At 72.0% G+C, this 21,645-nt stretch carries 25 protein-coding genes; 11 read left to right on the forward strand and 14 right to left on the reverse strand.

Annotated elements, in window-relative coordinates; genetic code table 11:
* Positions 1-18 precede the first annotated feature (18 nt).
* The 3 genes from FHX46_RS14915 to FHX46_RS14925 all read right to left on the reverse strand — a co-directional run bounded on the left by FHX46_RS14915 (position 19) and on the right by FHX46_RS14925 (position 1,349).
* Positions 19-426, reverse strand: a complete 408-nt coding sequence (locus FHX46_RS14915) for a VOC family protein (protein WP_167114730.1) — start codon at positions 424-426, stop codon at positions 19-21.
* Between the two features lie 10 nt (positions 427-436).
* Positions 437-880 (reverse strand): helix-turn-helix transcriptional regulator, encoded by a 444-nt coding sequence (locus FHX46_RS14920; RefSeq protein WP_167114732.1) that lies wholly within the window; start codon positions 878-880, stop codon positions 437-439.
* Between the two features lie 91 nt (positions 881-971).
* A complete protein-coding gene (locus FHX46_RS14925) occupies positions 972-1,349 on the reverse strand; it encodes a hypothetical protein (protein WP_390622622.1) in 378 nt (125 codons plus the stop codon).
* Positions 1,350-1,415: 66 nt separating this feature from the next.
* On the opposite strand from FHX46_RS14925, the gene FHX46_RS14930 reads away from it, so the two are divergent.
* Complete coding sequence (locus tag FHX46_RS14930) at positions 1,416-2,201, forward strand: glycerophosphodiester phosphodiesterase (RefSeq protein ID WP_167114735.1); 786 nt, start codon at positions 1,416-1,418, stop codon at positions 2,199-2,201.
* Positions 2,202-2,210: 9 nt separating this feature from the next.
* On the opposite strand, the gene FHX46_RS14935 is transcribed toward FHX46_RS14930, so the two are convergent.
* A complete protein-coding gene (locus FHX46_RS14935; RefSeq protein ID WP_167114738.1) occupies positions 2,211-2,882 on the reverse strand; it encodes a transglycosylase family protein in 672 nt (223 codons plus the stop codon).
* A gap of 230 nt (positions 2,883-3,112) precedes the next feature.
* Between FHX46_RS14935 and FHX46_RS14940 the strand changes: the two genes are divergently transcribed.
* Both FHX46_RS14940 and FHX46_RS14945 read left to right on the forward strand, forming a co-directional pair.
* Entirely contained in the window at positions 3,113-3,868 is a 756-nt protein-coding gene (locus FHX46_RS14940; protein ID WP_167114741.1) for a thymidine kinase, read from the forward strand.
* 228 nt (positions 3,869-4,096) lie between these two features.
* Positions 4,097-4,444: an RNA polymerase-binding protein RbpA gene (locus FHX46_RS14945; RefSeq protein WP_017982421.1), complete on the forward strand. Its 348-nt coding sequence runs from the start codon at positions 4,097-4,099 to the stop codon at positions 4,442-4,444.
* A 280-nt stretch (positions 4,445-4,724) separates the two neighbouring features.
* Here FHX46_RS14945 and FHX46_RS14950 read toward each other — a convergent pair whose 3' ends face one another.
* Genes FHX46_RS14950 through FHX46_RS14960 form a run of 3 tightly spaced genes read right to left on the reverse strand, consistent with a single transcriptional unit; the run spans position 4,725 to position 7,919 of the window.
* On the reverse strand, positions 4,725-5,339 hold the full coding sequence (locus tag FHX46_RS14950) for a DsbA family oxidoreductase (RefSeq protein WP_167114744.1): 615 nt from the start codon (positions 5,337-5,339) through the stop codon (positions 4,725-4,727).
* A 14-nt stretch (positions 5,340-5,353) separates the two neighbouring features.
* Entirely contained in the window at positions 5,354-6,895 is a 1,542-nt protein-coding gene (locus FHX46_RS14955; protein WP_313886145.1) for an MFS transporter, read from the reverse strand.
* Position 6,896: 1 nt separating this feature from the next.
* Positions 6,897-7,919 carry a zinc-binding dehydrogenase gene (locus FHX46_RS14960; protein WP_243871276.1) on the reverse strand — a complete coding sequence of 341 codons (1,023 nt, stop codon included), beginning with the start codon at positions 7,917-7,919 and terminating at the stop codon, positions 6,897-6,899.
* 45 nt (positions 7,920-7,964) lie between these two features.
* Here FHX46_RS14960 and FHX46_RS14965 point away from each other — a divergent pair, with 45 nt between their 5' ends.
* Both FHX46_RS14965 and FHX46_RS14970 read left to right on the forward strand, forming a co-directional pair.
* On the forward strand, positions 7,965-8,123 hold the full coding sequence (locus FHX46_RS14965; RefSeq protein WP_167109609.1) for a hypothetical protein: 159 nt from the start codon (positions 7,965-7,967) through the stop codon (positions 8,121-8,123).
* A gap of 31 nt (positions 8,124-8,154) precedes the next feature.
* Positions 8,155-8,859, forward strand: coding sequence for a TetR/AcrR family transcriptional regulator (locus FHX46_RS14970; protein WP_167114747.1), 705 nt, complete (start codon positions 8,155-8,157; stop codon positions 8,857-8,859).
* 111 nt (positions 8,860-8,970) lie between these two features.
* Here FHX46_RS14970 and FHX46_RS14975 read toward each other — a convergent pair whose 3' ends face one another.
* The 4 genes from FHX46_RS14975 to FHX46_RS14990 form a co-directional block, all read right to left on the reverse strand.
* Complete coding sequence (locus FHX46_RS14975) at positions 8,971-9,123, reverse strand: hypothetical protein (protein WP_167114750.1); 153 nt, start codon at positions 9,121-9,123, stop codon at positions 8,971-8,973.
* Between the two features lie 278 nt (positions 9,124-9,401).
* On the reverse strand, positions 9,402-10,166 hold the full coding sequence (locus FHX46_RS14980) for a polyprenol monophosphomannose synthase (protein WP_167114753.1): 765 nt from the start codon (positions 10,164-10,166) through the stop codon (positions 9,402-9,404).
* Between the two features lie 26 nt (positions 10,167-10,192).
* Positions 10,193-11,782, reverse strand: coding sequence for an apolipoprotein N-acyltransferase (lnt, locus tag FHX46_RS14985; protein ID WP_167114756.1), 1,590 nt, complete (start codon positions 11,780-11,782; stop codon positions 10,193-10,195).
* Between the two features lie 10 nt (positions 11,783-11,792).
* Positions 11,793-13,403 (reverse strand): amidohydrolase, encoded by a 1,611-nt coding sequence (locus FHX46_RS14990; protein ID WP_167114759.1) that lies wholly within the window; start codon positions 13,401-13,403, stop codon positions 11,793-11,795.
* Between the two features lie 98 nt (positions 13,404-13,501).
* Between FHX46_RS14990 and FHX46_RS14995 the strand changes: the two genes are divergently transcribed.
* The 4 genes from FHX46_RS14995 to FHX46_RS15010 all read left to right on the forward strand — a co-directional run bounded on the left by FHX46_RS14995 (position 13,502) and on the right by FHX46_RS15010 (position 17,553).
* On the forward strand, positions 13,502-14,896 hold the full coding sequence (locus FHX46_RS14995; protein WP_167114762.1) for a KamA family radical SAM protein: 1,395 nt from the start codon (positions 13,502-13,504) through the stop codon (positions 14,894-14,896).
* A 159-nt stretch (positions 14,897-15,055) separates the two neighbouring features.
* On the forward strand, positions 15,056-15,541 hold the full coding sequence (locus tag FHX46_RS15000) for a MarR family winged helix-turn-helix transcriptional regulator (protein WP_167114765.1): 486 nt from the start codon (positions 15,056-15,058) through the stop codon (positions 15,539-15,541).
* A gap of 59 nt (positions 15,542-15,600) precedes the next feature.
* A complete protein-coding gene (locus tag FHX46_RS15005; protein WP_167114768.1) occupies positions 15,601-16,581 on the forward strand; it encodes a zinc-binding dehydrogenase in 981 nt (326 codons plus the stop codon).
* Between the two features lie 66 nt (positions 16,582-16,647).
* A complete protein-coding gene (locus FHX46_RS15010) occupies positions 16,648-17,553 on the forward strand; it encodes an NmrA family NAD(P)-binding protein (RefSeq protein ID WP_167114770.1) in 906 nt (301 codons plus the stop codon).
* A 53-nt stretch (positions 17,554-17,606) separates the two neighbouring features.
* On the opposite strand, the gene FHX46_RS15015 is transcribed toward FHX46_RS15010, so the two are convergent.
* The gene (locus tag FHX46_RS15015) at positions 17,607-17,936 is read right to left on the reverse strand and encodes a hypothetical protein (RefSeq protein ID WP_167096332.1); all 330 of its coding nucleotides are present in this window, start codon (positions 17,934-17,936) and stop codon (positions 17,607-17,609) included.
* A gap of 101 nt (positions 17,937-18,037) precedes the next feature.
* Here FHX46_RS15015 and FHX46_RS15020 point away from each other — a divergent pair, with 101 nt between their 5' ends.
* Positions 18,038-18,487 carry a hypothetical protein gene (locus FHX46_RS15020; protein WP_167114773.1) on the forward strand — a complete coding sequence of 150 codons (450 nt, stop codon included), beginning with the start codon at positions 18,038-18,040 and terminating at the stop codon, positions 18,485-18,487.
* On the opposite strand, the gene FHX46_RS15025 is transcribed toward FHX46_RS15020, so the two are convergent.
* Together FHX46_RS15025 and FHX46_RS15030 are read right to left on the reverse strand one after the other, a co-directional pair.
* The gene (locus tag FHX46_RS15025) at positions 18,484-19,584 is read right to left on the reverse strand and encodes an MGDG synthase family glycosyltransferase (RefSeq protein ID WP_167114776.1); all 1,101 of its coding nucleotides are present in this window, start codon (positions 19,582-19,584) and stop codon (positions 18,484-18,486) included. The genes FHX46_RS15020 and FHX46_RS15025 overlap by 4 nt on opposite strands.
* Positions 19,581-20,468, reverse strand: a complete 888-nt coding sequence (locus FHX46_RS15030; protein WP_313886146.1) for a DMT family transporter — start codon at positions 20,466-20,468, stop codon at positions 19,581-19,583. The genes FHX46_RS15025 and FHX46_RS15030 overlap by 4 nt, the downstream gene beginning before the upstream one ends.
* 97 nt (positions 20,469-20,565) lie before the next feature.
* Here FHX46_RS15030 and FHX46_RS15035 point away from each other — a divergent pair, with 97 nt between their 5' ends.
* Positions 20,566-21,642 (forward strand): GDSL-type esterase/lipase family protein, encoded by a 1,077-nt coding sequence (locus FHX46_RS15035; RefSeq protein ID WP_313886147.1) that lies wholly within the window; start codon positions 20,566-20,568, stop codon positions 21,640-21,642.
* Positions 21,643-21,645: the final 3 nt, after the last annotated feature.

The following is a 21,645-nucleotide window of genomic DNA, read 5'->3' on the forward strand; positions in this document are numbered from 1 at the left end:
CGCCACCAGCGTCGCGGGTCAGCGCAGTTCCTGGATGCGGATCATGTTGCCCGCCGGGTCGCGGAAGGCGCAGTCGCGCACCCCGTAGGGCTGCTCGGTCGGCTCCTGGACGACCTCGGCGTCGGTCGCCTGCAGCCGCTCGAAGGTGCCGTCGAGGTCCTTGGTGGCGAGCAGGAGCGAGCCGAAGGTGCCCTTGGCCATCATCTCGGTGATGGCCTTGCGTTCGTCGTCGGTCAGGCCGGGTGTGGCTTCCGGCGGGTACAGCACGATGGAGGTGTTCTGGCCGGGCGGGCCGACGGTGATCCAGTGCATGCCGTTGAAGCCGACGTCGTTGCGCACCTCGAAGCCGAGGACGTCGCGGTAGAAGGCGATGGCGGTGTCGTGGTCGTTGTGCGGCAGGAAGCTCGAGTGAATGGTGATGTCCATGCGGTTCACACTATTTCCGGCCGGGGGGCCACGCTTCTCGATTCCTGATCGGTCTGGTGACCTGTTTCGCGACGCACGGCGGCATGCCGGCGGTGGCGTTCGCGGCCTGGGCGCGGTAGGCGCTGGGCGGCACGCCGACCAGTTCGGTGAAGCGGGTGCTGAAGGTGCCCAGGGACGAGGAGCCGACGGCGAAGCAGACCTCGGTGACGCTCAGGTCGCCGCGGCGCAGCAGTGCCATGGCCCGTTCGATGCGGCGGGTCATCAGGTAGGAGTAGGGCGACTCGCCGAAGGCCCGTTTGAACTCCCGGCTGAGGTGCCCGGCGGACATGTTCACGCCGCGGGCGAGCGCTTCGACGTCCAGCGGCTGCGCGTACTCCCGGTCGATGCGGTCGCGGACGCGGCGCAGCAGGGCGAGGTCGCGCAGCCGCGCTGCTCCGGCGGAACTAGCGGTCACCTGCGGAATCGTGCCACACCGGCCGCTGCGGCGGCACGGGCCGGCGGGAAAGGCCATCCGGCGCTACCGGCCGCGATGGCCGGCGCGGGGGTCAGCGCAGCCGTTCCAGCTCGCGGGCGGTCTCGGCCAGTTCGAGGGCCATCCGGCGGAGCTCGCCGGCGTCGGCTCCGTCGTCGGCGGCGGTGACCACGTCCTCGGCCGCGCAGCGCAGCTGGAACAGGCGGTCCTGCAGCGCGGTCAGCTCGGTGTCGGACAGCACGACGGCGTCCTCGGGCAGGCCGCCGCGCTGGACGGCGAGGCGCCGTTCGTAGGCCCGTTGCCGGCACGACTGGCCGCAGTAACGCCGTCGCCGGCCGGTGCTGCCCTGCTCGATCCGCCGGCCACACCACCCGCAGTGCAGGACGGCGCGCTCCCGCCGGTGCGGCGGCACGCCACGGGACGCTGCGATCTGGTCCACCTGTGCGCTCACGCAGCAGACCCTAACCGGCCATCCCGAACTCGTGCCGCGGCCACGCCGATACCGCAGACTGGTGGGGTGCAGATCAACCACCCGTACCTGAGCGGCACCCGGCCTCGCGCGTTCGCCCACCGCGGGTGGCACCTGGACGACCTCGACGGGCTGGAGAACTCGCTGCCGTCCTTCCAGCGTGCGGCCGCCGAGGGCTACGCCTACGTGGAGACCGACGTGCACACCACGGCCGACGGCGTGGTCGTGGTGCACCACGACGCCCTGCTCGACCGCACCACCGACAGGCACGGCCCGATCGCCAAGCAGACGTGGTCAGCGGTGCGGCAGGCCAAGATCGGTGGCCGCACCCCGGTGCCCCGGCTGGAGGACGTCCTGGAGGAGCTCCCCGAGATCCGGTTCAACATCGACGTCAAGACCAGCCGGGCGATCGTGCCGTTCGTGCGCACCATCGAGCGGATGGGCGCCTTCGACCGGGTTGCGGCGGCGGCGTTCTCCGACGCGCGGCTGGCGGCGATCCGCAAGCTGGCCGGGCCGAAGCTGATCACGTCGATGGGCCCGCGCTCGGCCGCGGTGCTGTGGGCTCGCGGCTGGCTGCCGTGGGTGCGGCGGAACTTCCGGCACCGGGGTGAGATGGCCCAGGTGCCGTCCCGGCAGGGCGCGATGACGGTCATCGACCCCCGGTTCGTGCGCAGCGCGGAGCGTGCCGGTGCCGAGGTGCACGCGTGGACGATCAACGACCGGGCACACATGGAACGGCTGCTCGACCTGGGCGTGCACGGCATCGTGACGGACCGGCCGGACGTGTTGCGCGAGGTGCTGGCCGCGCGGGGCGCGTGGCCGCCCACCAAGTAGCGGCCGTCGTCAGCGTGGCCGGGTGCCCGACCAGGCGGCTTTCCACGTCTTGGGGCCCAGGCGCCCGGAGTCGTTGATGCCGTTGGCGCGTTGCAGGTCGAGCACGGCCTGGCGGGTCTTGTCGTAGTAGCAGCCGGTGCCGGTGAAGCCGTAGCCGAAGGCGTTCATGCGCAGCTGGAAGGTCTTCAGCGCCTCGGCGCAGTCGCCGTAGGAGTAGACGGCGCCGGGCCAGGCGGGGGCCGCAACGGGCACCGGGGCCGGGGCGTGGCCGCCGCCGATGTAGGCGCTCTCGGCGTAGGTGGGCACCCGTTTGCTGCGGGCGTCCTTGTCCTCGCGCAGGCCGAGCATGCCGGCGCACTCCCAGGGCTGCCAGCCGCGCATCCGGTAGAGGTAGAGCGCGCGGTAGTCCTGCTCGACGGGGCTGGCGAGGTCGGGGCGGCCCTGGCCGCCGACGCTGCGCCAGGTGGGCAGGTCGAACTGGTAGGCGCCGTAGTAGCCGTTGCCGGTGTTGACCGTGTAGCGGTTGCTGGACTCGCACATGCGCAGCTTCAGCCAGGTCGCCGCGCTCGGGTCGGCGCCGGCGGGTGCGGCGGCGACCAGCTGGACCCCCAGCGCCAGGAGCGCCGCGAGGACGAGTCCGGTTGCCGCGCGGACCGAGGGTCTCCACCGGTGCTTGCTCATGCCCGCACGGTAAGTGGGCACCTCATTGATCACAACTTTCACACCAAACCCATCAGGATCACATGCACCACCCGTCAGCCAGCGCCGCGACACGCCGGTGGACCTGCGGAAGATCGCGGAGAACCGGACAAATCGCACCACTCCCCCGTGATCGGCAGCGGGTGGCCGGACCTGCGCTGTTTTCACCCGATCAAGGGAGCTCCGGTCGTGGCTGGATAGGGTCGTCCGTCGTGACCACCCTTGGTGATTCCGACCCGGACCCGACCGACGCGCTGTCCCCGCTGCCCTCGCGCAGCGCGACGGGCACGCCGGTGCGGGGCAGGCTGCGGTTCTGCTACGGCCCGATGGACTGCGGGAAGTCCACGCTGGCGTTGCAGATCGACCACAACCACGCGCGGCAAGGGCGGCGCGGGTTGCTGCTGGTCCGGCACGACCGCTCGGGCGAGCCGCGGATCAGCAGCCGGATCGGGATCACGCGGCAGGCGACCGAGGTGGGCGAGGACACCGACCTGCGTCAGCTGATCCGCCGCGAGTGGGTCGCCGGGCGGCACCTGGACTACTTGATCGTGGACGAGGCGCAGTTCCTGTCCCCGGCGCAGGTCGAGCAGCTGGCCGAGCTGGCGGACGAGGTGGCGCTGGACGTGTACTGCTTCGGCATCGCCACCGATTTCCGCAGCCGGCTCTTCCCCGGGGCGCGGCGGTTGTTCGAGCTGGCCGACGAGCTGCAGCCGGTCCAGGTGGAGGTGCTGTGCTGGTGCGGCGTGCCGGGGCGGTTCAACGCCCGGGTGGCTGACGGCGAGGTCCTCCGTGAGGGGGACACGGTGGCCGTCGCGGATACCTTTTCGGGGGTAGTTGAAAAGAAAAATTCACCACCCTCGGAGACGGAATCGACTACGATCCGTTATCAAGTATTATGCCGCCGCCATTTCCGCCTGGGTGATCTGGGTCCCGCGACACCCCGGCACGGCCAGCTGCGGCTGACCTGAACGGCCCAGCCGCTCCCCCGCATGGGGGAATATCCCCAGAAGAACGAGCCATCCGCGTCACGTCGTGCCGCGAATTCCCTCTCAACAGAGGAAGCTGTTGCCGAGGGGTGAGCCAGCTCATCGTGAGCGACGACATGGCGCTGTGGGAATTCCCAGTTGCCAGTACCCGTTGCATAGGGTGAGCATCACCCTGGCTCTAGACCCGGAGCCGACTGAAAGGACGTCATCATGGCCGACCGTGTTCTCCGTGGAAGCCGGCTGGGAGCGGTCAGCTACGAGACCGACCGCAATCACGATCTGGCCCCGCGCCGTACGGTGCGTTACGCGTGTCCGAAGAACCACGAGTTCGAGGTGCCCTTCTCCGACGACGCCGAGATCCCCTCGGTGTGGGAGTGCCGCCTGCACGGCAGCGAGTCCGAGATCGTCGATGGTGCGCAGCCCGAGCAGAAGAAGGTCAAGCCGCCGCGTACGCACTGGGACATGCTGCTCGAGCGGCGGAGCATTCCCGAGCTCGAGGAACTGCTGAACGAGCGTCTCGCTGAGCTGAAGGGACGGCGTACGTCCAAGTCGGCGTAACGCTGCGACCCTCCCACGACCGAAGGCCCCCGTGTCCTCCCGCCACGGGGGCCTTCCGCTGTCCGCGGGCGGCCTCTCGGCGCCGACGGTCGTGCCTGTCGTCGTCGCGGTCCTCAGCCGCTGCCGGGTCGTGGAGGTGGCGATCCCGCGGGTTGACGAGCATCGGAGGGAAATCCGCGCTGGCGGACCGATGGGGCTGACGTGGCCGATGCGTGGGGTCTGATCCATCTTCAGTTCGGTGCGGTAGTGCGCGGTCCAACCCGAACGAGGTCACAGCCGTTCAGCGTTCGCCCCTCAGAAGCCTGGTCAGCGTCGCGACATCCTGGATTGCCGACGCCCGTATGCCTGTTTGGACCACGAGCGTGGGTACGCCACGGATGCCGCGTTCGTCAGCACGGCGTTCGTCAGCGCGGACGGTGTCGGCGAACGCGTCGCTGTGCAGGAGTTTGTCGGTCTGCGCGGGATCCAGTCCGGCTTCGGTGGCAAGGGTCTCCAGCACATCGGGGTCGGCGATGTTGCGTCCTTCGGTGTGGTAGCCGTGCATGAGTCGTTCGAGGACTTGATCGGCCAGCCCGCACGAGGCAGCCAGCTGGACCAGCCGATGGGCGTCGAAGGAGTTGACCGGCCTGGCCTTGTCCAGATTCAGCGTCAGGCCCTCGGCGGCGCCCAGGGCCTGGATCCGGGCGACGCGGGCGGCGGCCTGCGCGCGGTCGGGCTGGTGGGCGCTGATGACTTCGGCGGCCGTGGGCCCGGGAACGGACGAGCCCTCCGGGTCGAGCTCGCGGCTGCGCCAGAGGAGCTCGGTTCCGGGAGCGCCGCGCAGTGCAGCGGTGAGCCGTCGCTTGCCGATGTAGCACCAGGGACACAAGACATCGAAGTAGACCTCGGCTCGCATTGACGGTGTTCCCTTCATTCGGTGTGGGCGGGAGGGGTCCCGTCCCGCTGCGCGGGTTCGCGGCAGAACGTGATGGTCAGGATGGCGAGGACCGCCAGGAGCGGGATGAGGATGATCGCGTGAACGTGCAGGCTGTGCGCGAAGGCGTCCCGAGCGGCCTCGGTCAACGTGACACCCAGCTCATGGGGAAGTCGGCTCGCCACCTCCAGTGCGGCCGGCAGCGTTTCGCGGGCGGTCGCCACGATGTCGGTGGGGACGTCCGCGGGCAGGTGCTCGGTCAGGTGACGGCCGTAGACGGCGGTCGCCACACTGCCCAGCACGGCGATGCCGAGAGCGCCGCCGAGTTCCGCGCCGGTCTCGGAGATCGCCGACGCGGCGCCGGCGCGTTCGGGTGGTGCGGAGTTCAAGATCAGGCCGCTTCCCAGGGACATGAACGGCGTCAGCCCGGCGAACAGCACGACCGAGCCGCCCACCAGGACCAGCGGGCCCCGGTTCACCTGGGTGAGCAGGACCGGGCCGAGGATCGCCAGGGCCGCTCCGGCGCTCATCAGCACGGCAGGCCGGAAACGTGCGGCTAGGCCGGAGACCACCAGAGCAGTCACGGTGCTGAACACCGCCGAGGGCAGTTGCCACAATCCGGCCTGCAGGGGGCTGAAGCCGAGGACCAGTTGCAGGTACTGCGAGGTGAGCAGGCTCGTCCCGAACAGCAGGAACCCCACCAGCGTCATGCCACCGGCCGCCACGGCGAAGGCGGGCACGTGGAAGAGGCCGAGATCCAGGAACGGGACGGACAACTGCCGCTGGCGGCGTGCGAAGAACACTCCCGCCAGCACCCCCACCGCCAGCGTGCCGAGACCCGGCAGGCTCAAGCCCTGCACGGCGAGCTCCTTGATCGCATACACGGCCACCAGCGGCGTCACCAGTGACAGCGCGACGCTGGCGGCGTCCGGCCGCGCCGCGCCGGAGCGGGGTGTCTCGGGCAGCAGGAACGGCGCGCAGACCAGCAGTACCACCATGGTCGGGACGGCGGTCAGGAACATCGAGCCCCACCAGAAGTACTCCAGGAGCACTCCCCCGATCAGCGGGCCGAGCGCCCCGCCGCCCATGAAGCTCAGCATCCAGATCGTGATGGCGAGGGTGCGCTGCCGCTCATCGCGGAACATCGTGCGAATCAGCGACAGCGAGGAGGGTGCCAGGCATGCGGCGGCGATCCCCTGAACGGCGCGCGCTGCGACGAGCCAGGCGGCTCCGGGCGCGAAGGCAGCCAGGACCGAGGCGACGGCGAAGGCCACCGCGCCGGCCACCAGGACCCGGCGGTGTCCGAGCCGGTCGCCGAGTGTTCCCAGGGTGACGAGGAAACCGGCGACCATGAAGCCGTAGACATCGATGATCCACAGCAGTTGCGGGCCCGTCGGGTGCAGGTCCGCGCTGAGGCCGGGCAGTGCCAGGTACAGCATCGACATGTTCATCATGACCAGCACGGCCGGAACGCCCAGTACGGCTAGTGCGATCCATTCCCGGCGCCCGGCGGTGGCCGTCGGCTGAGGAGCGGGCACGTCACCCCTCCCGCGCGTTGTCGACGGTCAGCAGGGTCTTGCCCAGTGTGGTGCGGGCCTCGATCGCGCGTTGTGCCGCGGCGGCCTCGTCCAGGCGGAAGGTCTGCCCGATGAGCGGCCGCAACGTTCCGGCGGCGTTCATCTCCAGCGCATCGGCGATGAGGGCGCGGGCCTCGGCGGGGCTCGGCGCGGAGGTGAGGCCGATGACCTCGATCGAGCGGGCGCGCAGTTCGGCCGGATCGTGCTCGGCGTCCGTCCCGCTCGCCATCCCGTACACGCTGACACGTCCGCCGTCGCGCAGCGCGCGAACGGCCTGGGTGCCGACGGCTCCGCCGACGCCGTCGAAGACCAGGTCGAGACCCTTGCCCCCGGTGACGGCGCGGACCCGGTCCAGCCATCCGGGCCGGGAGTAGTCGACAACGGCGGCGGCTCCCAGGCCCATGACCGGTTCCGCCTTCCACGCGCCCCGGGCCGCGCCGATGACGCGGGCCCCGTCGGCTGAGGCGAGCTGCACCAGCAGGCTGCCCACACCGCCGGCCGCTGCTTCCACCAGCACGTGCTCGTCCCGGTGCACGTTCGCCTGCCGGTACAACCACAACGCGGTGTGTCCGTCGGCGAGCAGCGCGACAGCGTCCCCGAGCGCCACCCCTTCCGGAACCGGAACGAGGTCCTGGGCCCGAGCCGTCGCCAGCTCGGCGTAACCGCCCTCACCACCGGTCGTGGTGACCACGATCGTCCCCACCAGCACCGGGTCCACGCCGGAACCGACCGCGACGACGCGCCCGCCCACGCCGTTGCCCGGCACACGGGGCAGACCGGGCCTGCTGAACGGCCCGCGGCCCGACCGCACCTGCGTCTCGACGAAGGTGATGCTGGCGTAGGCCACCGCGACCACCACCTGTCCGGGTTGGGGCTCAGGGTCGGGGACCTCCCGTATCCGCAGCACCTCCGGCCCGCCGCCGTCGTCGACCTGGATCGGCATGAGCCGCGGCGCCATCTCGACCACGTGCGGGGACAGGCCCATTCGCGGCCGTGCCCGGCCTGGATCTCGGTGATCCGGCGGGCAACGATGGGCGCCAAGCTGATCCCGAAGGACCGCATCCTGTCCGGTGAGGCGCTGGCCGAGCTGCCGCAGGACAAGCCCGCCGAACTCCTCCATCACCACGGCACGCATGAGTCCTCCAAACGGATAGAAACCCTCTCGTTTGATCTGCACTATAACGGATAGAACCACTTCGTTTGAGCGCTAGACTGGCGCCATGGCACGCAAAGCCGCGCGGCACGCCGAGGCCGAACGCAATGACCGGGCCCTGTTGGAAGCCGCGAAGAAGGTCCTGTCCAGGGACGGCGCACATGCGTCGATGGCGAAGGTCGCGGCCGAAGCCGGAGTGGGGATCGCCACTGTCTACCGTCGCTACCGCACCAAGGACGAGCTGTTCCAGCACATGTGCGCGCTGTCCCTCGACCAGTGGATCGACGCCGCCGAACAAGGGCTCCGGCACGACGATCCCTGGGAGGGACTCGTCCACTACGCGACGACCGCCGTCGAGTTCAGCGGAGGTTCGCTCGGATCGCTGGCGGGCACGATCGCCATCACCGACGACATGGCCCGCAAGTTCACGCGTGCGGAGGAGCTGATGGCCGAACTGGTCGCTCGAGCGCACGCCGCCGGGGTCCTCAGGAGCGACGCCACACCCCTGGACATCGCACTGCTGATCGAGCAACTCGGCAAGTCACCCCTGGTCGACCAGCTCGAACGGCAGGGCCGCACCGACCTCACCGACGCGGCGGCCAACGCCCGTGGCCGCGTGATCGCCATCGCCCTCGACGGCCTGCGCGCCGGGAACCCGCCCTTGCCGGGGACCGCTCCGACGCCTGACCTCTTCTCCGGTCGCTGGGAACACGACCCCACGACCCAGGCCCCGTCGGCCACCACGAGGCGAAACCCTGCTCACTCCGGGTGATCACCACGCGTCTCGCGCTGACGGCCGAAGCGCTCTGCGGGCGTGCGCCTCAGTCGAACGCCGCACCACAGTGGATCAGCGGGGCACCGGCGGCCGCCGTGCCGGGCTCGGTCACCAGCGCGTACCCGGTGTTGAGCGCCCGGAAGTCAGGCAGGCCGCCACCGACATGTCGAAGTCGGCCAGCTTGCTGGTGCCGCCGGCGACTGAGATGAACGCCTGCTCGAATCCCCCGGCCCGGCCCGGCAGCGCGGTCAGCGTGGCCACCGGAAGACGGCCCTGCTCATCGACGCTCAGCCCGCCCTCGCGGTGCCCCGGCCAGCAGCTCCGCGCGTGGGTCGCGCCGCCGCGCCGACGCCTGGGCGGGTTGGCCTCGGTCCGCCGCTACCGCCGCCGTCTGCTGCCGCCCGGTGTAAGCCTCGACCACCGACACATCAGCGATTCCGAGCTGGCCCGCCAGGTAGTCCGCCACCTCGACCGGGACGTCCAGCGGATCGGATTCTCGTTCCGAGGCTGGTCGGACCCGATCCCCCGCCGGTGATCCCTCAGCGGCGCAGTAGCGCCCGCAGCTGGCCGGCTCGGTAGCGGGCGCCCCACACGCCGACGCGCAGCAGCGCCTCGCGGATGATGGTGCCGCTCATCTTGGACTGGCCGATCTCGCGTTCGGTGAAGGTGATCGGCACCTCGGCCACGTCGAAGCCGGCACGGACCGTGCGCCAGGCGAGGTCGATCTGGAAGCAGTAGCCGCGGGAGGCGATCTCCTCCAGCGGCAGCTGCTCCAGCACCTCGCGGCGGTAGGCGCGGAACCCGGCGGTGACGTCCTTGATCCGCACCCCGAGTGCGAGCCGCGCGTAGAGGTTGGCGCCGCGGGAGAGCAGTTCCCGGTGGCGGGGCCAGTTCACCAGGCTGCCGCCCGGCACGTACCGCGAGCCGAGCACCAGGTCGGTGTCGCCGAGTGCTTCGAGCATGCGGGGCAGGTCCTCGGGGGCGTGCGAGCCGTCGGCGTCCATCTCGACGATCGTGCGGTAGTCGCGCGCCAGGCCCCAGTGGAAACCGGCGACGTAGGCGGCGCCGAGGCCGGCCTTCGCACTGCGGTTGAGCACGTGGACGCGGTCGTCGCCGGCGGCGATCTTGTCCGCCAGCTCGCCGGTGCCGTCCGGACTGCCGTCGTCGACCACGAGGGCGTGCACCGCGGGCAGGGCCCGCTGCAGCCGGTCCAGGATGAGCGGCAGGTTGTCCCGTTCGTTGTAGGTCGGGATCACCACCAGCACCGGATCGATCGGTCGGGCCACCCGTGGCGCGTGCGCCATCCCCTTGTTCCTCCCCCGCGGAGCGATCACTCCGCCCTGGTCGCCGTCGTGCTTGTCGCCCAGGTGCGGGCACGCAGCACGAGCCCGGTCAGGATCGCGGCGACCGCCACGCCGACCAGCCCGTACTCCGTCCACGCCCCCAGTCGATCCGACAGCGTAGCCTGCGTGCGCAGCGGCACGGTGCCGACCAGGGATGCCGGGGTGAACTGGCCGGTGGACTGCGTCACCGTGCCGTCCGGCTCGACCAGCGCGCTGACCCCGGTGGTCGAGGACACCACCACCGCCCGGCCGTGCTCGACGGCACGCAGCCGGGCCATGGCCAGCTGCTGGTAGGACATCTCGCTGCGCCCGAACCAGCCGTTGTTGGTGGGCAGCACGATCAGCTGGGCGCCGTCGCGCACCGCGTCACGGGGAACGTAGTCGTAGGCGATCTCGTAGCAGATCGGCACGGCCACGCGGGTGCCGGCGACGTCGAGCACCGCGGGTGCGGTGCCGGCCCCCATGTCGCCGGTGTCGTCGACGAACGGGGTGAACCAGCGGGCGATCGCGCGGGCCGGGACGAACTCGGCGAAGGGCACGAGTTCTTGTTTGCTGTAGCTCGCGCCGCGGCCGGTCACCGGGTTCCACACGAACTCGGTGTTCTGCGTGGGCTGCCCGGGTGCCCGGTACCGGGCACCGATGAGGGTGGGCACGCCGAGGTCGCGCACCGCCTGGTCCACGGCGGGATCGGCTCCGGTGAGGTCGGTGGCGGTTTCCGGCCAGACGACCAGGTCCGGGCCGGGCACGGCGCCGGTGCGGATCTGCCCGGCCAGCACTTCGCTCTGCGTCAAGTGGTTCGCGCGCAGCGTGGGAGCTTCGTTCATCAGGTCGAGGCCGACGTCGGGCGCGTTGCCCTGCACGATCGCGACGGTGCGGGTGCCGGCCTGTGCCCCGGTGCCGATCGTGGGCCACAGCGCCAGTCCGGCGACGACCGGCACGACGGTAGCGACCACGGGCAGCCGCAGCCCCCGCCAGTCGCGGCGGGCGGCGCCGGCGAGCAGCGCGGCCAGGCCGAACCCGGTGACGACCACGGCGAACCCGACCAAGGGCGCGCCGCCGATCGAGGCGAGCGGGGTGAACGCTCCCCCGGGCTGGCTGAACGCGACCCGCCCCCAGGGGAACCCGCCGAGGGGCCACCAGGTGCGCGGTGTTTCGCTGGCGATCACGACCGCCGCCATCCACACCGGGCCGCCGGGCAGCCGCGCGACGACGGTGCAGCAGGCGGCGGCGAGCCCGAGGTAGGCGGCCAGCGCGCCGGACAGCGCACCCCAGGGCGCGGGGCCGAACCCGCGGCCGAGGAAGTCCTGCAGCCACAGCAGCAGCGGCAGGTACACGCCGAGCCCGAACACGAAGCCGTAGCCCAGGCCACCCCAGAACCGGCGCCCGCGCAGCACGAAGCCGAGCCCGGCGAACCCGAGCGGCGCGAGCCACCACAGGTCACGGGGCGCGAAGCTGAGGTAGAACACGAACCCCGACGCCGCCGCGAGCGCGAGCCGCAGCAGCCAGGAGCGCCAGTTCCGCTTCGTCCGGGCGGGGGGCGCCGCGGGGGCGGCGGACTCGGCCACTGGTGCTGCCATGCGAGCAACCTTAGGCCGCGGAGGTGAACGCGTCGTAGAGCACCTGACCCGCGCGGACGGTCCGCAGGCAGGTGGGCAGTGGCGCGCCGGGGTCGAGCGGCGGCAGCGCCGGCACCCGGGAGCGCGGGTCGGTGGACCAGCGCTGGACGCGCGAGTCGGACGCGGCGACGACGAGGTCGGCGGCGTCCCAGATGGCGTAGTGGGCGGGAGCGCCGGGGACCAGGCTGCCGGTCCGGCCGTCGTGGACACCGGCGGCGCGGTGCCCGCCGCGGGTGTGGGCGGTGAACGCGGCACGCGCGGACAGGCCGGAGCCGGGAGTGCGGTGGTGGACGGCGGCGCGCACGGCTTCCCACGGCTGCAACGGGGTGACCGGGCAGTCGGAGCCGAAGGCGAGCAGGACCCCTTCGGCGGCGAGCATCGCGAACGGGTTCATCCGCGCGGCCCGCTCGGCGCCCAGCCGCTGGGCGTACATGCCCTCGGTCCCGCCCCACAGGGCGTCGAACCGGGGCTGCACCGACCCGGTGACGCCCCAGCCGGCCAGTGCCCTGGCCTGATCGGCGTCGATCATCTCGAGGTGTTCGAGGCGGTGGTGGCCGCCGGCGAGGGCGCGTTGCCCGACGGTCTTCTCGGCGAGCTGGAAACCGCGGACGACCTCGGCGACGCCGGCGTCGCCGATGACGTGGAAACCGGCCTGGAGCCCGGCTTCGGTGCAGGTGACCAGGTGCGCGGCGATGGCGTCCGCGTCGAGGTAGCGGGCGCCGGCCGAGCCGGGCTCGTCGAGGTAGGGCTCCGCCAGCGCGGCGGTGCGGGAGCCGAGGGCGCCGTCGACGAACAGGTCACCGGCCAGGCCGCGCAGACCGAGGCGGCGGGCGACGTCGACGGCTCCGGGCTCGCCCCAGTAGCCGACGACCTCGGGGTGACCGGGTTCGGCGGCCAGGGCGAGCAGGTCGGCGAGGTCCTCCTCGCCGGAGATGTCGGGGCCGGCGCACTCGTGGACGCTGACGATGCCGCGTGCGGCGGCCAGCCGGAGGAACGCCTGCTGGGCGCGGCGGCGCTGCTCGCGGGTGAGCGCGGCCCGGACGGCGGCGCGGACGTGGTGGTGGGCGTCGCGGGTCAGCGGCCCGTCTGCGGACCATCCGGCGGCGTCGCGGGCGGTTGGCGCGAGGTCCACCAGGGCGGTGGACACCAGTGCGGAGTGGACGTCGACGCGGCTGAGGTAGACGGGCACGCCGCCGGCGGCCTCGTCGATCTCGGCGCGGCTGGGCAGCCGTTGCGCGGTCCAGGTGGTCTCGTCCCAGCCGTGGGCGATGAGGACCTCGCCGGGGCGGGCGGCGGCCCGGACCGCGGCCAGCAGCCCGGCGGCGTCGGTGACCCCGCCGAGGTCGACCCCGGCCAGGTGCAGGCCGGTGGCGGTGGCGTGCACGTGGGCGTCGACGAAACCGGGGGCGACGAAGGCGCCGTCGAGGTCGTGGATCTCGGCATCCGGGTGCAGCGCGCGGCCGGGGCCGTCCTGGCCGACCCAGACGATCGTGCCGCCGGTGACGGCCATCGCGGTCGCGTCGGGGTTGCTGGGCGAGTGGATTCGCCCGCCCAGCAGGAGCGTGGTGCTGTCGTCGGTCACGTGTCGAGTGTGCACGATGGGGTCGCGACGAAAGCTTTTCCGTCGTATTGTCGTTTTCACCGTAGATTTTGACGCCTGATGGCCGACGAGGAGCAGAGATGACTGCGATCCAGGAAGTCTCCCCCGCCGAGAGCACCGACAGCGCCACCGATGCCACCGATGCCACCGGACAGCCCTACGCCTACCGCCGCACGGAGCTGGTCGAACCGGACTGGCGCCGCTTCCCCGGCTGGCGGGAGGTGACCGAGGCGCAGTGGCGGGACGCGCAGTGGCAGCGGGTGCACTGCGTACGCAACATCAAGCAGCTGCGCGCGGTGCTCGGCGACCTCGTCGGCGAGCGCTTCTACGACGACCTGGCCGCCGACCAGCGCGAGCTGGCAACGATGTCGATGCTGGTGCCGCCGCAGATGCTCAACACCATGTCGGTGGACTCGACCGACGCCTTCTACGCCGACCCGGTCCGCCGCTACATGCTGCCGGTGCGCAGCGACCGCGACCGGGACTGGCCCAGTCACCCGCACTCGGCGCGCGACTCGCTGCACGAGGCGGAGATGTGGGTGGTGGAGGGCCTGACCCACCGCTACCCCACCAAGGTGCTGGCCGAACTGCTGTCGACGTGCCCGCAGTACTGCGGGCACTGCACCCGGATGGACCTGGTGGGCAACTCGACCGACCAGGTGGTCAAGCACAAGCTGGACCTCAAGCCGGCAGACCGCCAGGACGCGATGATCGACTACCTGCGCCGCACGCCCGGGGTGCGGGACGTGGTGGTGTCCGGCGGTGACGTGGCGAACGTGCCGTGGCACCAGCTGGAGTCGTTCCTGATGCGGCTGCTGGACATCGAGACCGTGCGCGACGTCCGGCTGGCCACCAAAGCGCTGGCCGGGCTGCCGCAGCACTGGTTGCAGCCCCGGATCGTGGAGGGGCTGGAGCGGGTGGCCGGCACGGCGCGGCGACGCGGCGTGAATCTGGCGATCCACACGCACGTCAACCACGTCCAGTCGGTGACGCCGCTGGTCGCCGAGGCGGCGCGGACCGCGCTGGAGGTCGGCGTGCGGGACGTGCGCAACCAGGGTGTGCTGATGCGCGGGGTGAACGCCACCCCGGCGGCACTGCTGGACCTGTGCTTCGCGTTGCAGGGCGAGGCGAACATCCTGCCGTACTACTTCTACCTGTGCGACATGATCCCCAACGCCGAGCACTGGCGGCTGGCGGTGTGGGAGGCGCAGGAGCTGCAGCACGCCATCATGGGATACCTCCCGGGTTACGCCACCCCGCGCATCGTGTGCGACGTGCCGTACGTCGGCAAGCGCTGGGTGCACCAGCTCGCCGAGTACGACCGGGAGCGCGGCATCTCCTACTGGACCAAGAACTACCGTACCGGGATCGAGCACTCCGATCCGGAGGCGTTGCGCCGCCACTACCCCTACTACGACCCGATCCGCACGCTTCCCGCGGACGGGCGGGCGTGGTGGGCGCAGCAGGCGAGCTGACCCCCACGCCCGACGATCCGGCCCCGGCGCTCTTCCGACAGCGCGCCGGGGCCGGATCGCGTCGAGCGTCACACACCCCGAGATGTATGCGCTTGCATCAACTTGCCGAACGTGTATAGTTGGTTTTGTCAAACCAACCTTTCGGGACGGGGTGTGCAGATGGACCAGGTACCGGCCGGTGCGAACGGCCTGTCCCGTCCCCAGCATGAGGCCGTCGACGGAGTGGCGGCCGCCCTGGCCACGGTGGGCAACTGGATGTTCGCCCCGGCCACGCGGCGCAAGATCATGGCCGCGTCCGGGCTGGACCTGTCACTGGGCGACTACACCCTGCTGGCCCAGGTGTCGCTGCACGCGCCGGTGCGGCTGTCGGTCCTGGCGGAGCTGATGGAGGTGGACAAGTCCACCCTGTCCCCGCCGGCCAAACGCCTGGAGTCGCGCGGATTCATCGAGCGCCGTCCCGATCCGGCCGACGCGCGCGCCCAGCTGGTGAGCGTCACCCGGGCCGGGAAACTCGCCATCGGCAAGCTCTGGAAGGCGCGTGCCACCGCGGTTGCCGCCCTGCTCGCGGACTGGGACACGGCCGATGTCGAACAACTGGCCGTGAGCCTCGGCGCGCTCAGCGAAGCGATCAAGAGAGGGCGCTGAGCCCCACCCGGCTGCCACACACCCCGCACAAGCTTTCGCACATCAAGGAAGTGAGTCACATGCGTGCCGTTCTGCTGCACGAATTCGGGCCGCCGGCCCAGCTGCGCATCGCGGACGTGCCCACGCCGGAACCGGCGGCGGGCGAGGTCGCGGTGCAGGTCGCCGCGGCCGGAATCCAGTTCCTGGAGACGCAGGTCCGTGCCGGGACCATGCGCGGCGTGCTCGGTGGCGCGCCGCTGCCGGTGATCCTCGGCAAGGAGATCGCCGGCGTGGTCACCGAGGTCGGTCCCGGTGGCGACCCCGGCCTGATCGGCACCCGGGTCCTGGCCAGCACCACGGGCCTGGGCGGGTACGCCGAGACCGCCGTCGTCCCGGCCGACAGCCTCGTTCCGGTGCACGACGGGGTGGAGCTGCCCGAAGCCGTCGCCCTCTACCGGTACGGCGTCACCGCCCAGGGCCTGGTCAGGGCGGCCCGCGTCACCTCCGGTGACCGGGTCCTGGTGCTGGCGGCCGCCGGTGCGGTCGGCACCATCCTGGTGCAGCTGCTCAAACGGGCCGGGGCCACCGTCGTCGCGGCCGCCCGCGGGGAGCGCAAGCTCGCGTTGCTCGGCGAGCTGCAGGCCGACCACGTGGTGGACTACTCACTCCCCCACTGGACGGCCCGCGTCCGGGACGCCCTCGGCGGGCCCGTGGACGTCGTGTACGACCACGTCGGCGGAGCGCTCGGGCGCGCGGCGTTCGAGCTGCTCACCCCGGGCGTGGGGCGTCAGATCACGTTCGGCTTCTCCAGCGGCACGCCGCTGGAGGTGCGGCCCATGGAACTGCTCGGCCGCAGCCTGACCCTGACCGGGTTCAGCGCCGGTTCCCTCTGGAGCCGGCCCGAACTGGCCCGCGACCTGGCGACCGAGGTCCTGGAACTCGCTGCGGCCGGCCAGATCCGGCCGGTCGTCGGCCAGCGTTTCCCGCTCGAGCGGGCAGCCGACGCACACGCCGCGATCGAGGCGCGCGACACCGTCGGCAAGACCCTCCTCATCCCCTGACCGGCCAGAAACGCCCGCGGACCCGCGGGTGCACGTCAACATTCAGCACGAAGGAGTTCACACCTCATGTCCGCTTCCCCCAAGATCTTCGTGGCCGGTGCCACCGGACTGCTCGGCGGCCAGATCGTCCAGGCCCTGCTCGACCAGGGTGCTTCCGTCCGGGCGCTGGTCCGGCCGGGGACCAGTGACGAGAAGAAGCGTTCCCTGACCGCCGGCTCCGGCGACGTGGAGCTGGTCGAGGGTGACATCACCGCTCCGGTCGAGCGCCTGGCCGAAGCGATCGGCGACGCCACCACCGTGGTCTCGGCCGTGCAGGGCGGCCCCGACGTCGTCGTGGACGGGCAGGCCAACCTCCTGCGCGCCGCGGAGAAGGCCGGCGCCCGGCGGTTCATCCCGTCCGACTTCGCCATCGACATCAACAAGCTCGACGACGGCGACAACTTCATGATCGACTGGCGTCGGAAGGCCGCCGCCGAGCGCACCGGCACCGACATCGAGGTGGTGTCCGTGCTCAACGGGGCCTTCTACGAGGTGATGGTCGGCTTCATGGGGATCGTCGACTGGGAGCAGGGCACCCTGTCCCACTGGGGCGACCCCGACCAGCCGCTCGACCTGACCTCGGTGGCCGACACCGCGGCCTACACCGCCGCCGTCGCCCTCGACCCGTCGGCCACCGGCACCCTGCGCTTCGCCGGTGACGTCGTCTCGATGCGCGAGTTCCACGAGGCGGTCCAGCGCGGCTCCGGCCGCACCCTGCAACTGCGTCACCTCGGCAGCGCCGACGACCTGCGTGCGGAGATCACCCGGCAGGCGGCGGTCGCCGAGAACCCGTTCGACTACGTGGCGCTCCAGTACCAGTGGTGCATGGTCAGTGGCAAGGGCAAGTTCGACCAGCTGGACAACGACCGGTACCCGCACGTCAAGCCCCAGTCGGTGGCCGACTTCGTCGCCGCCAACCCGCCGGCGAACTGACGGGGAAGTCCGGTGAGCCGCGCACCGGCTCACCGGACCACCCGCCCGGGTCCTCAGACGTGCCGCAACACCTCGTTGAGCAGGTTTCCGCCGCGATCGAGGCAGTCGTCGCAGATGACGGCGCCGGTCTGGCGGCAGCTCATCCGCCGCAACGACCGGGTGAACCCGAAAAATCCGCGGCGGTCGCTGCGGTCGCAGAACTCGCACGGCTGCCCGCCGCCGCGGACGCGTTCCAGTTCGGTGCCACCGCGGCTGACGCGGGGATGCCCGTCGCGGACCAGGCCGAGCCCGGCCTCCACGCAGCGCGCGCAGATGGGACCGGCCGGGCCGGGAACCCGCCGCTCACCGGCCGTGGGCGGGGTGTCGCAGAACCTGCACCGCATCACCCGGTTTTCCCCACCCGGTCGCGCCGGAAACCCGCGCGACCGCGGTGGACCGCGCGTAGCGTGGAACCGGGAGCCAGCTCACCAACGGAGGTGAACAGATGCGCAGGAAGCGCCGCGCCCAGTGGGTGCGGATCGAACCGTGGCACATCCCGGTCCGGCTGGTCACCGGTGCCTTCATCCTGAACTCCGGCCTGACCAAGCAGACCGCGGACGAGACCGGCGCCACCCAGTTGCACGGCTTCGCCGCCGGCGCCTACCCGCCGGTGAAACAGATCCCGCCACAGCGGTTCGTGCAGATGCTCTCCGCCGGGGAGATCACGCTGGGCGCTGCGCTGTTGATCCCCGCCGTGCCGCCGCTGGTTGCCGGGGCGGGACTCGCCGCGTTCTCCGCCGGACTGCTCGGCCTCTACGCCCGCACGCCCGGCATGCGCAAGGAGCGGTCGGTGCGCCCCACCGAGCAGGGCACCGGGCTGGCCAAGGACGTGTGGATGTTCGGCATCGGCACGGCCCTGGTGCTCGACCACTTCCTGGGTGCGCACCGCCGCTAGACGGGCTGTCCGGCGAGGGCGCGCAGTGCGTCGTCGAGGTCCCCGGCCGACTCCAGGTGCCGCGCCGCGGCCTCCGTCATCGTCTTGGCCAGCCCCGGGGTGTCGATCAGCTGCCGGACGGCCGCGGTGAGCTCACCGTCGGCCTCGCACACCATCGCCAGCCCGGCTTCGGCCATCAGCCGGGCGTTGGCGCGGCCGTGCGCGGCGATCGGGCGGTGCATCAGCACCGGACGGGCACACGCGAGAGCCTCCAGGCCGGTCGCGCCGCCGGCGTTGGTGACCACCACGTCCGCGGCGACGGTGAACCCGGCCATGTCGTCGGTCCAGCCCAGCACCCGCAGACGCGGATCGCTCAGCCGCCGCAGCACACGCGCCAGGCGCTCGTTGCGACCGCACACCACCACCGGCACCACCGACGAGTGGGCGGCCAGCAGCTCCCGCGCCGCGGCCTCCACCTGCCCGAACCCGAGCGAGCCGCACGACACCAGCGCCACGAACGCCTCCGCCGGAAGGCCGAGCCTACGGCGGGCGCCCTCCCGGTCGCCGGGGCGGAACACCTCCCGCACCGGCGGCGCGGACACCGCCACCGGCGCGTCCGGCACGCACCGCACAGCGGGCGGGATCGCCACCGGGTGCATCACCAGGTTGCGGTCGATGCGCCCGTACACCCAGAACGGGTGCGGTGCGAAATCGGAGATCCAGGCGCCCACCGGGGCCGGCAGCCGGCCGCGCCGGCGCAACCACTCCAGCCCCGCCGTCCCCAGCGGGTAGGTGGACAGCACCAGATCCGGCTGCCCGAGAACCCGTGCGAGCCGCCGCCCGCACCACGCGCCGGTGAAGCGCTTGGAGGCGGCGGCGAACCACCGCCACCGCCACAGCGCCCAGTAGAAGAACTCGTACAGCCACGGGGTGCGCCGCACGTTGGTGACGTAGATCTGCCGGAACAGCGGTCCCACGCCCGGGCCCATCACGTCCAGCGCGTCGAGCCAGCGGATCTCCGCGTCCGGCCACAACCGGTGCACGGCCTCGGCGAGGGCACGGCCGGTGGCGTTGTGGCCTTCACCCATCGTCGCGGACAGCACCAGGACCTGCTTCACCGGGACTCCTCGGGGGTCAGGCGCGCCGCACGGGCGGACAGCACCACGATGCCGGCGACGACGACCAGACCGGCCAGGCCGGCGCCGGCGAGCGCGCCCGGGTCGTGGTTGACGGTCTCCCCCAGCCACCACACGCCGATCGCGACACCGACGAGCGGGTCGAGGGCGGTGATCACGGCCAGCGCCGGCGTGAGGAACTCGCCGCGCTGGAAGGCGTTCTGGCTCAACAGGAATCCGAGCGGGCCGACGATGCAGACGACGTAGAGCACGGGATGGGTGAACGGCTCGAGAAGGCTGTCGCGTGCCTGCCCGGCGACGACCTTCATCAACCCCGCCGTCACGCCGTACAGCACGCCGGTGGCGACGGCGAGCCCGAGGACGCGCGACGCGCGGTGCCCCAGCACGGACACGGCGAGCCCGACCACGGTGAGCCCGCCGAGGGTCAGTGCGAGCACCACCGGCGCCGGCCCGGACACCGCGGGTGTGCCGTCCTCGCCGGGCTGCGTCAGCACCAGCACCGCGGCCAGCCCGGCCACGCACATCAGTGAACCGGCGCCGAGCACCGCGTCCGGGCGGCGGCGGTCCAGCCGGTCGGCGAACAACCCGGCGAAGACCAGGGAGGTGACCAGCAGTGGCTGCACCACCAGCAGCGGCGCGAACGCCAGCGCCACCAGCTGCAGCGCCAGCCCGGCCACCGTGGCGACGATCCCGGCGAGCCACAGCGGGCGGTGCGCCAGGTGGGTCAGCAGCGACGGGTCGAGCGTGCGGGCGACCTCCACCTGTTTCGTGGCGCGCGCCTGTGCGGCGCTGGCCAAGCCCATCAGGGCCGCGCCGACCACGGCGGCCGGCACGGCCACCTCCAGCGCGCTCGGTCCGGTCGGCACCTCACCCCCTCGGTTCTCCTCCGACGGTAGCCCGCAGCGACGATCACCGCAGCGGGTTTCACCTGGGCTTTGACCGCGCTTCTCTAGACTGCCACCGGTGCGGCGGTTTCGGTGGTGGATCGGTGGGGGCGTTTCGCTCCTCGTCCTGGTGCTGGTGGCGATCTTCGTGTTCACCGGGCCCGGCACACCACCTGGTCCGCTGCGCCGCCCCGGCCCGCCCGGCACCGGTCCGCTGACGATCGTGTCGATGGGCGACAGCACCCTGTCCGGGGAGGGCGCCGGGGATTACACGGCGGACACCAACGGTGCCGGGGGCGACTGGTGTCACCGCTCCCCGCACGCCACCGTGACCAGGGTCGACGTGCCGGGCATCGTGGAGAAGGTCAACCTCGCCTGCTCGGGCGCACCATCGGCGCAGGTCGGGCTGGGCGAGGTGCGGCAGTGGACCGAGCCGTCGCAGGCCGCGCGGCTGGCGGAGCTGGTGAAGACCCACCGGGTCGCCGCGGTCGTGGTAGCCGTGGGCGCCAACGACGACCCGCACTTCTCGCAGCTGATCTCGCAGTGCTTCCAGGCGTGGTTCGTCGCCGGCAGCCCGCCCTGCCGCACCGCGATCGGCCCGGGCTGGCAGCAGCGCATCGACGCGATGGTACCGAAGGTGGTCTCGGCCCTGGGCGACATCAAGGCGGTGCTCGCCCGCGCCGGGTACCAGCCGGAGGACTACCAGCTGGTGCTCCAGTCCTACGCGGCGCCGATCGGGCCGGGGATCCCGGCGAATCTGCAGAACCTCAACGGCTGCCCGTTCCGCACCGAGGACCTGCACTGGGTGGTCGAGGAGGGGGTGCCGGTGCTCTCGCGCGGGCTCGCGGCGGCCGCCGCGCAGGCCGGCGCGCGGTTCCTGGACCTGTCCCGGGCGGGACTGGGGCACGAGGCGTGCAGCGGCGGCCCCGATGCCTCGACGGAATGGTTCAGCCGCCTGACGCTGCAACTGAACGACCTCGCCGACGCCGACCGGGCCAGTCATGCCATTCAGGAATCGTTCCATCCCAACGCGAACGGGCACGCCGAGTTCGGCCGCTGCCTGAGCGAATTCCTGGTGACCGACGGCCCCCGGGCCGCCTGCCTCGCCGGGCAGGACGGGCACCTCCACCCGGCGGCACCGGTCACCGCGGGCTGACGG

The organism is Amycolatopsis viridis (assembly GCF_011758765.1).
GTDB lineage: Bacteria > Actinomycetota > Actinomycetes > Mycobacteriales > Pseudonocardiaceae > Amycolatopsis_E > Amycolatopsis_E viridis.

Coding starts and splice junctions, on each gene's coding strand:
- FHX46_RS14950 (WP_167114744.1), bottom strand. CDS start 5,339: ATGCGAGCCGAGGTCTACTTCGATGTCTTGTGTCCCTGGTGCTACATC.
- FHX46_RS14995 (WP_167114762.1), top strand. CDS start 13,502: ATGACTGCGATCCAGGAAGTCTCCCCCGCCGAGAGCACCGACAGCGCC.
- FHX46_RS15005 (WP_167114768.1), top strand. CDS start 15,601: ATGCGTGCCGTTCTGCTGCACGAATTCGGGCCGCCGGCCCAGCTGCGC.
- FHX46_RS15010 (WP_167114770.1), top strand. CDS start 16,648: ATGTCCGCTTCCCCCAAGATCTTCGTGGCCGGTGCCACCGGACTGCTC.
- FHX46_RS14960 (WP_243871276.1), bottom strand. CDS start 7,919: ATGGGCCTGTCCCCGCACGTGGTCGAGATGGCGCCGCGGCTCATGCCG.
- FHX46_RS15020 (WP_167114773.1), top strand. CDS start 18,038: ATGCGCAGGAAGCGCCGCGCCCAGTGGGTGCGGATCGAACCGTGGCAC.
- FHX46_RS14945 (WP_017982421.1), top strand. CDS start 4,097: ATGGCCGACCGTGTTCTCCGTGGAAGCCGGCTGGGAGCGGTCAGCTAC.
- FHX46_RS14965 (WP_167109609.1), top strand. CDS start 7,965: ATGGGCGCCAAGCTGATCCCGAAGGACCGCATCCTGTCCGGTGAGGCG.
- FHX46_RS15015 (WP_167096332.1), bottom strand. CDS start 17,936: ATGCGGTGCAGGTTCTGCGACACCCCGCCCACGGCCGGTGAGCGGCGG.
- FHX46_RS14915 (WP_167114730.1), bottom strand. CDS start 426: ATGGACATCACCATTCACTCGAGCTTCCTGCCGCACAACGACCACGAC.
- FHX46_RS14970 (WP_167114747.1), top strand. CDS start 8,155: ATGGCACGCAAAGCCGCGCGGCACGCCGAGGCCGAACGCAATGACCGG.
- FHX46_RS15000 (WP_167114765.1), top strand. CDS start 15,056: ATGGACCAGGTACCGGCCGGTGCGAACGGCCTGTCCCGTCCCCAGCAT.
- FHX46_RS14935 (WP_167114738.1), bottom strand. CDS start 2,882: ATGAGCAAGCACCGGTGGAGACCCTCGGTCCGCGCGGCAACCGGACTC.
- lnt (WP_167114756.1), bottom strand. CDS start 11,782: ATGGCAGCACCAGTGGCCGAGTCCGCCGCCCCCGCGGCGCCCCCCGCC.
- FHX46_RS14980 (WP_167114753.1), bottom strand. CDS start 10,166: ATGGCGCACGCGCCACGGGTGGCCCGACCGATCGATCCGGTGCTGGTG.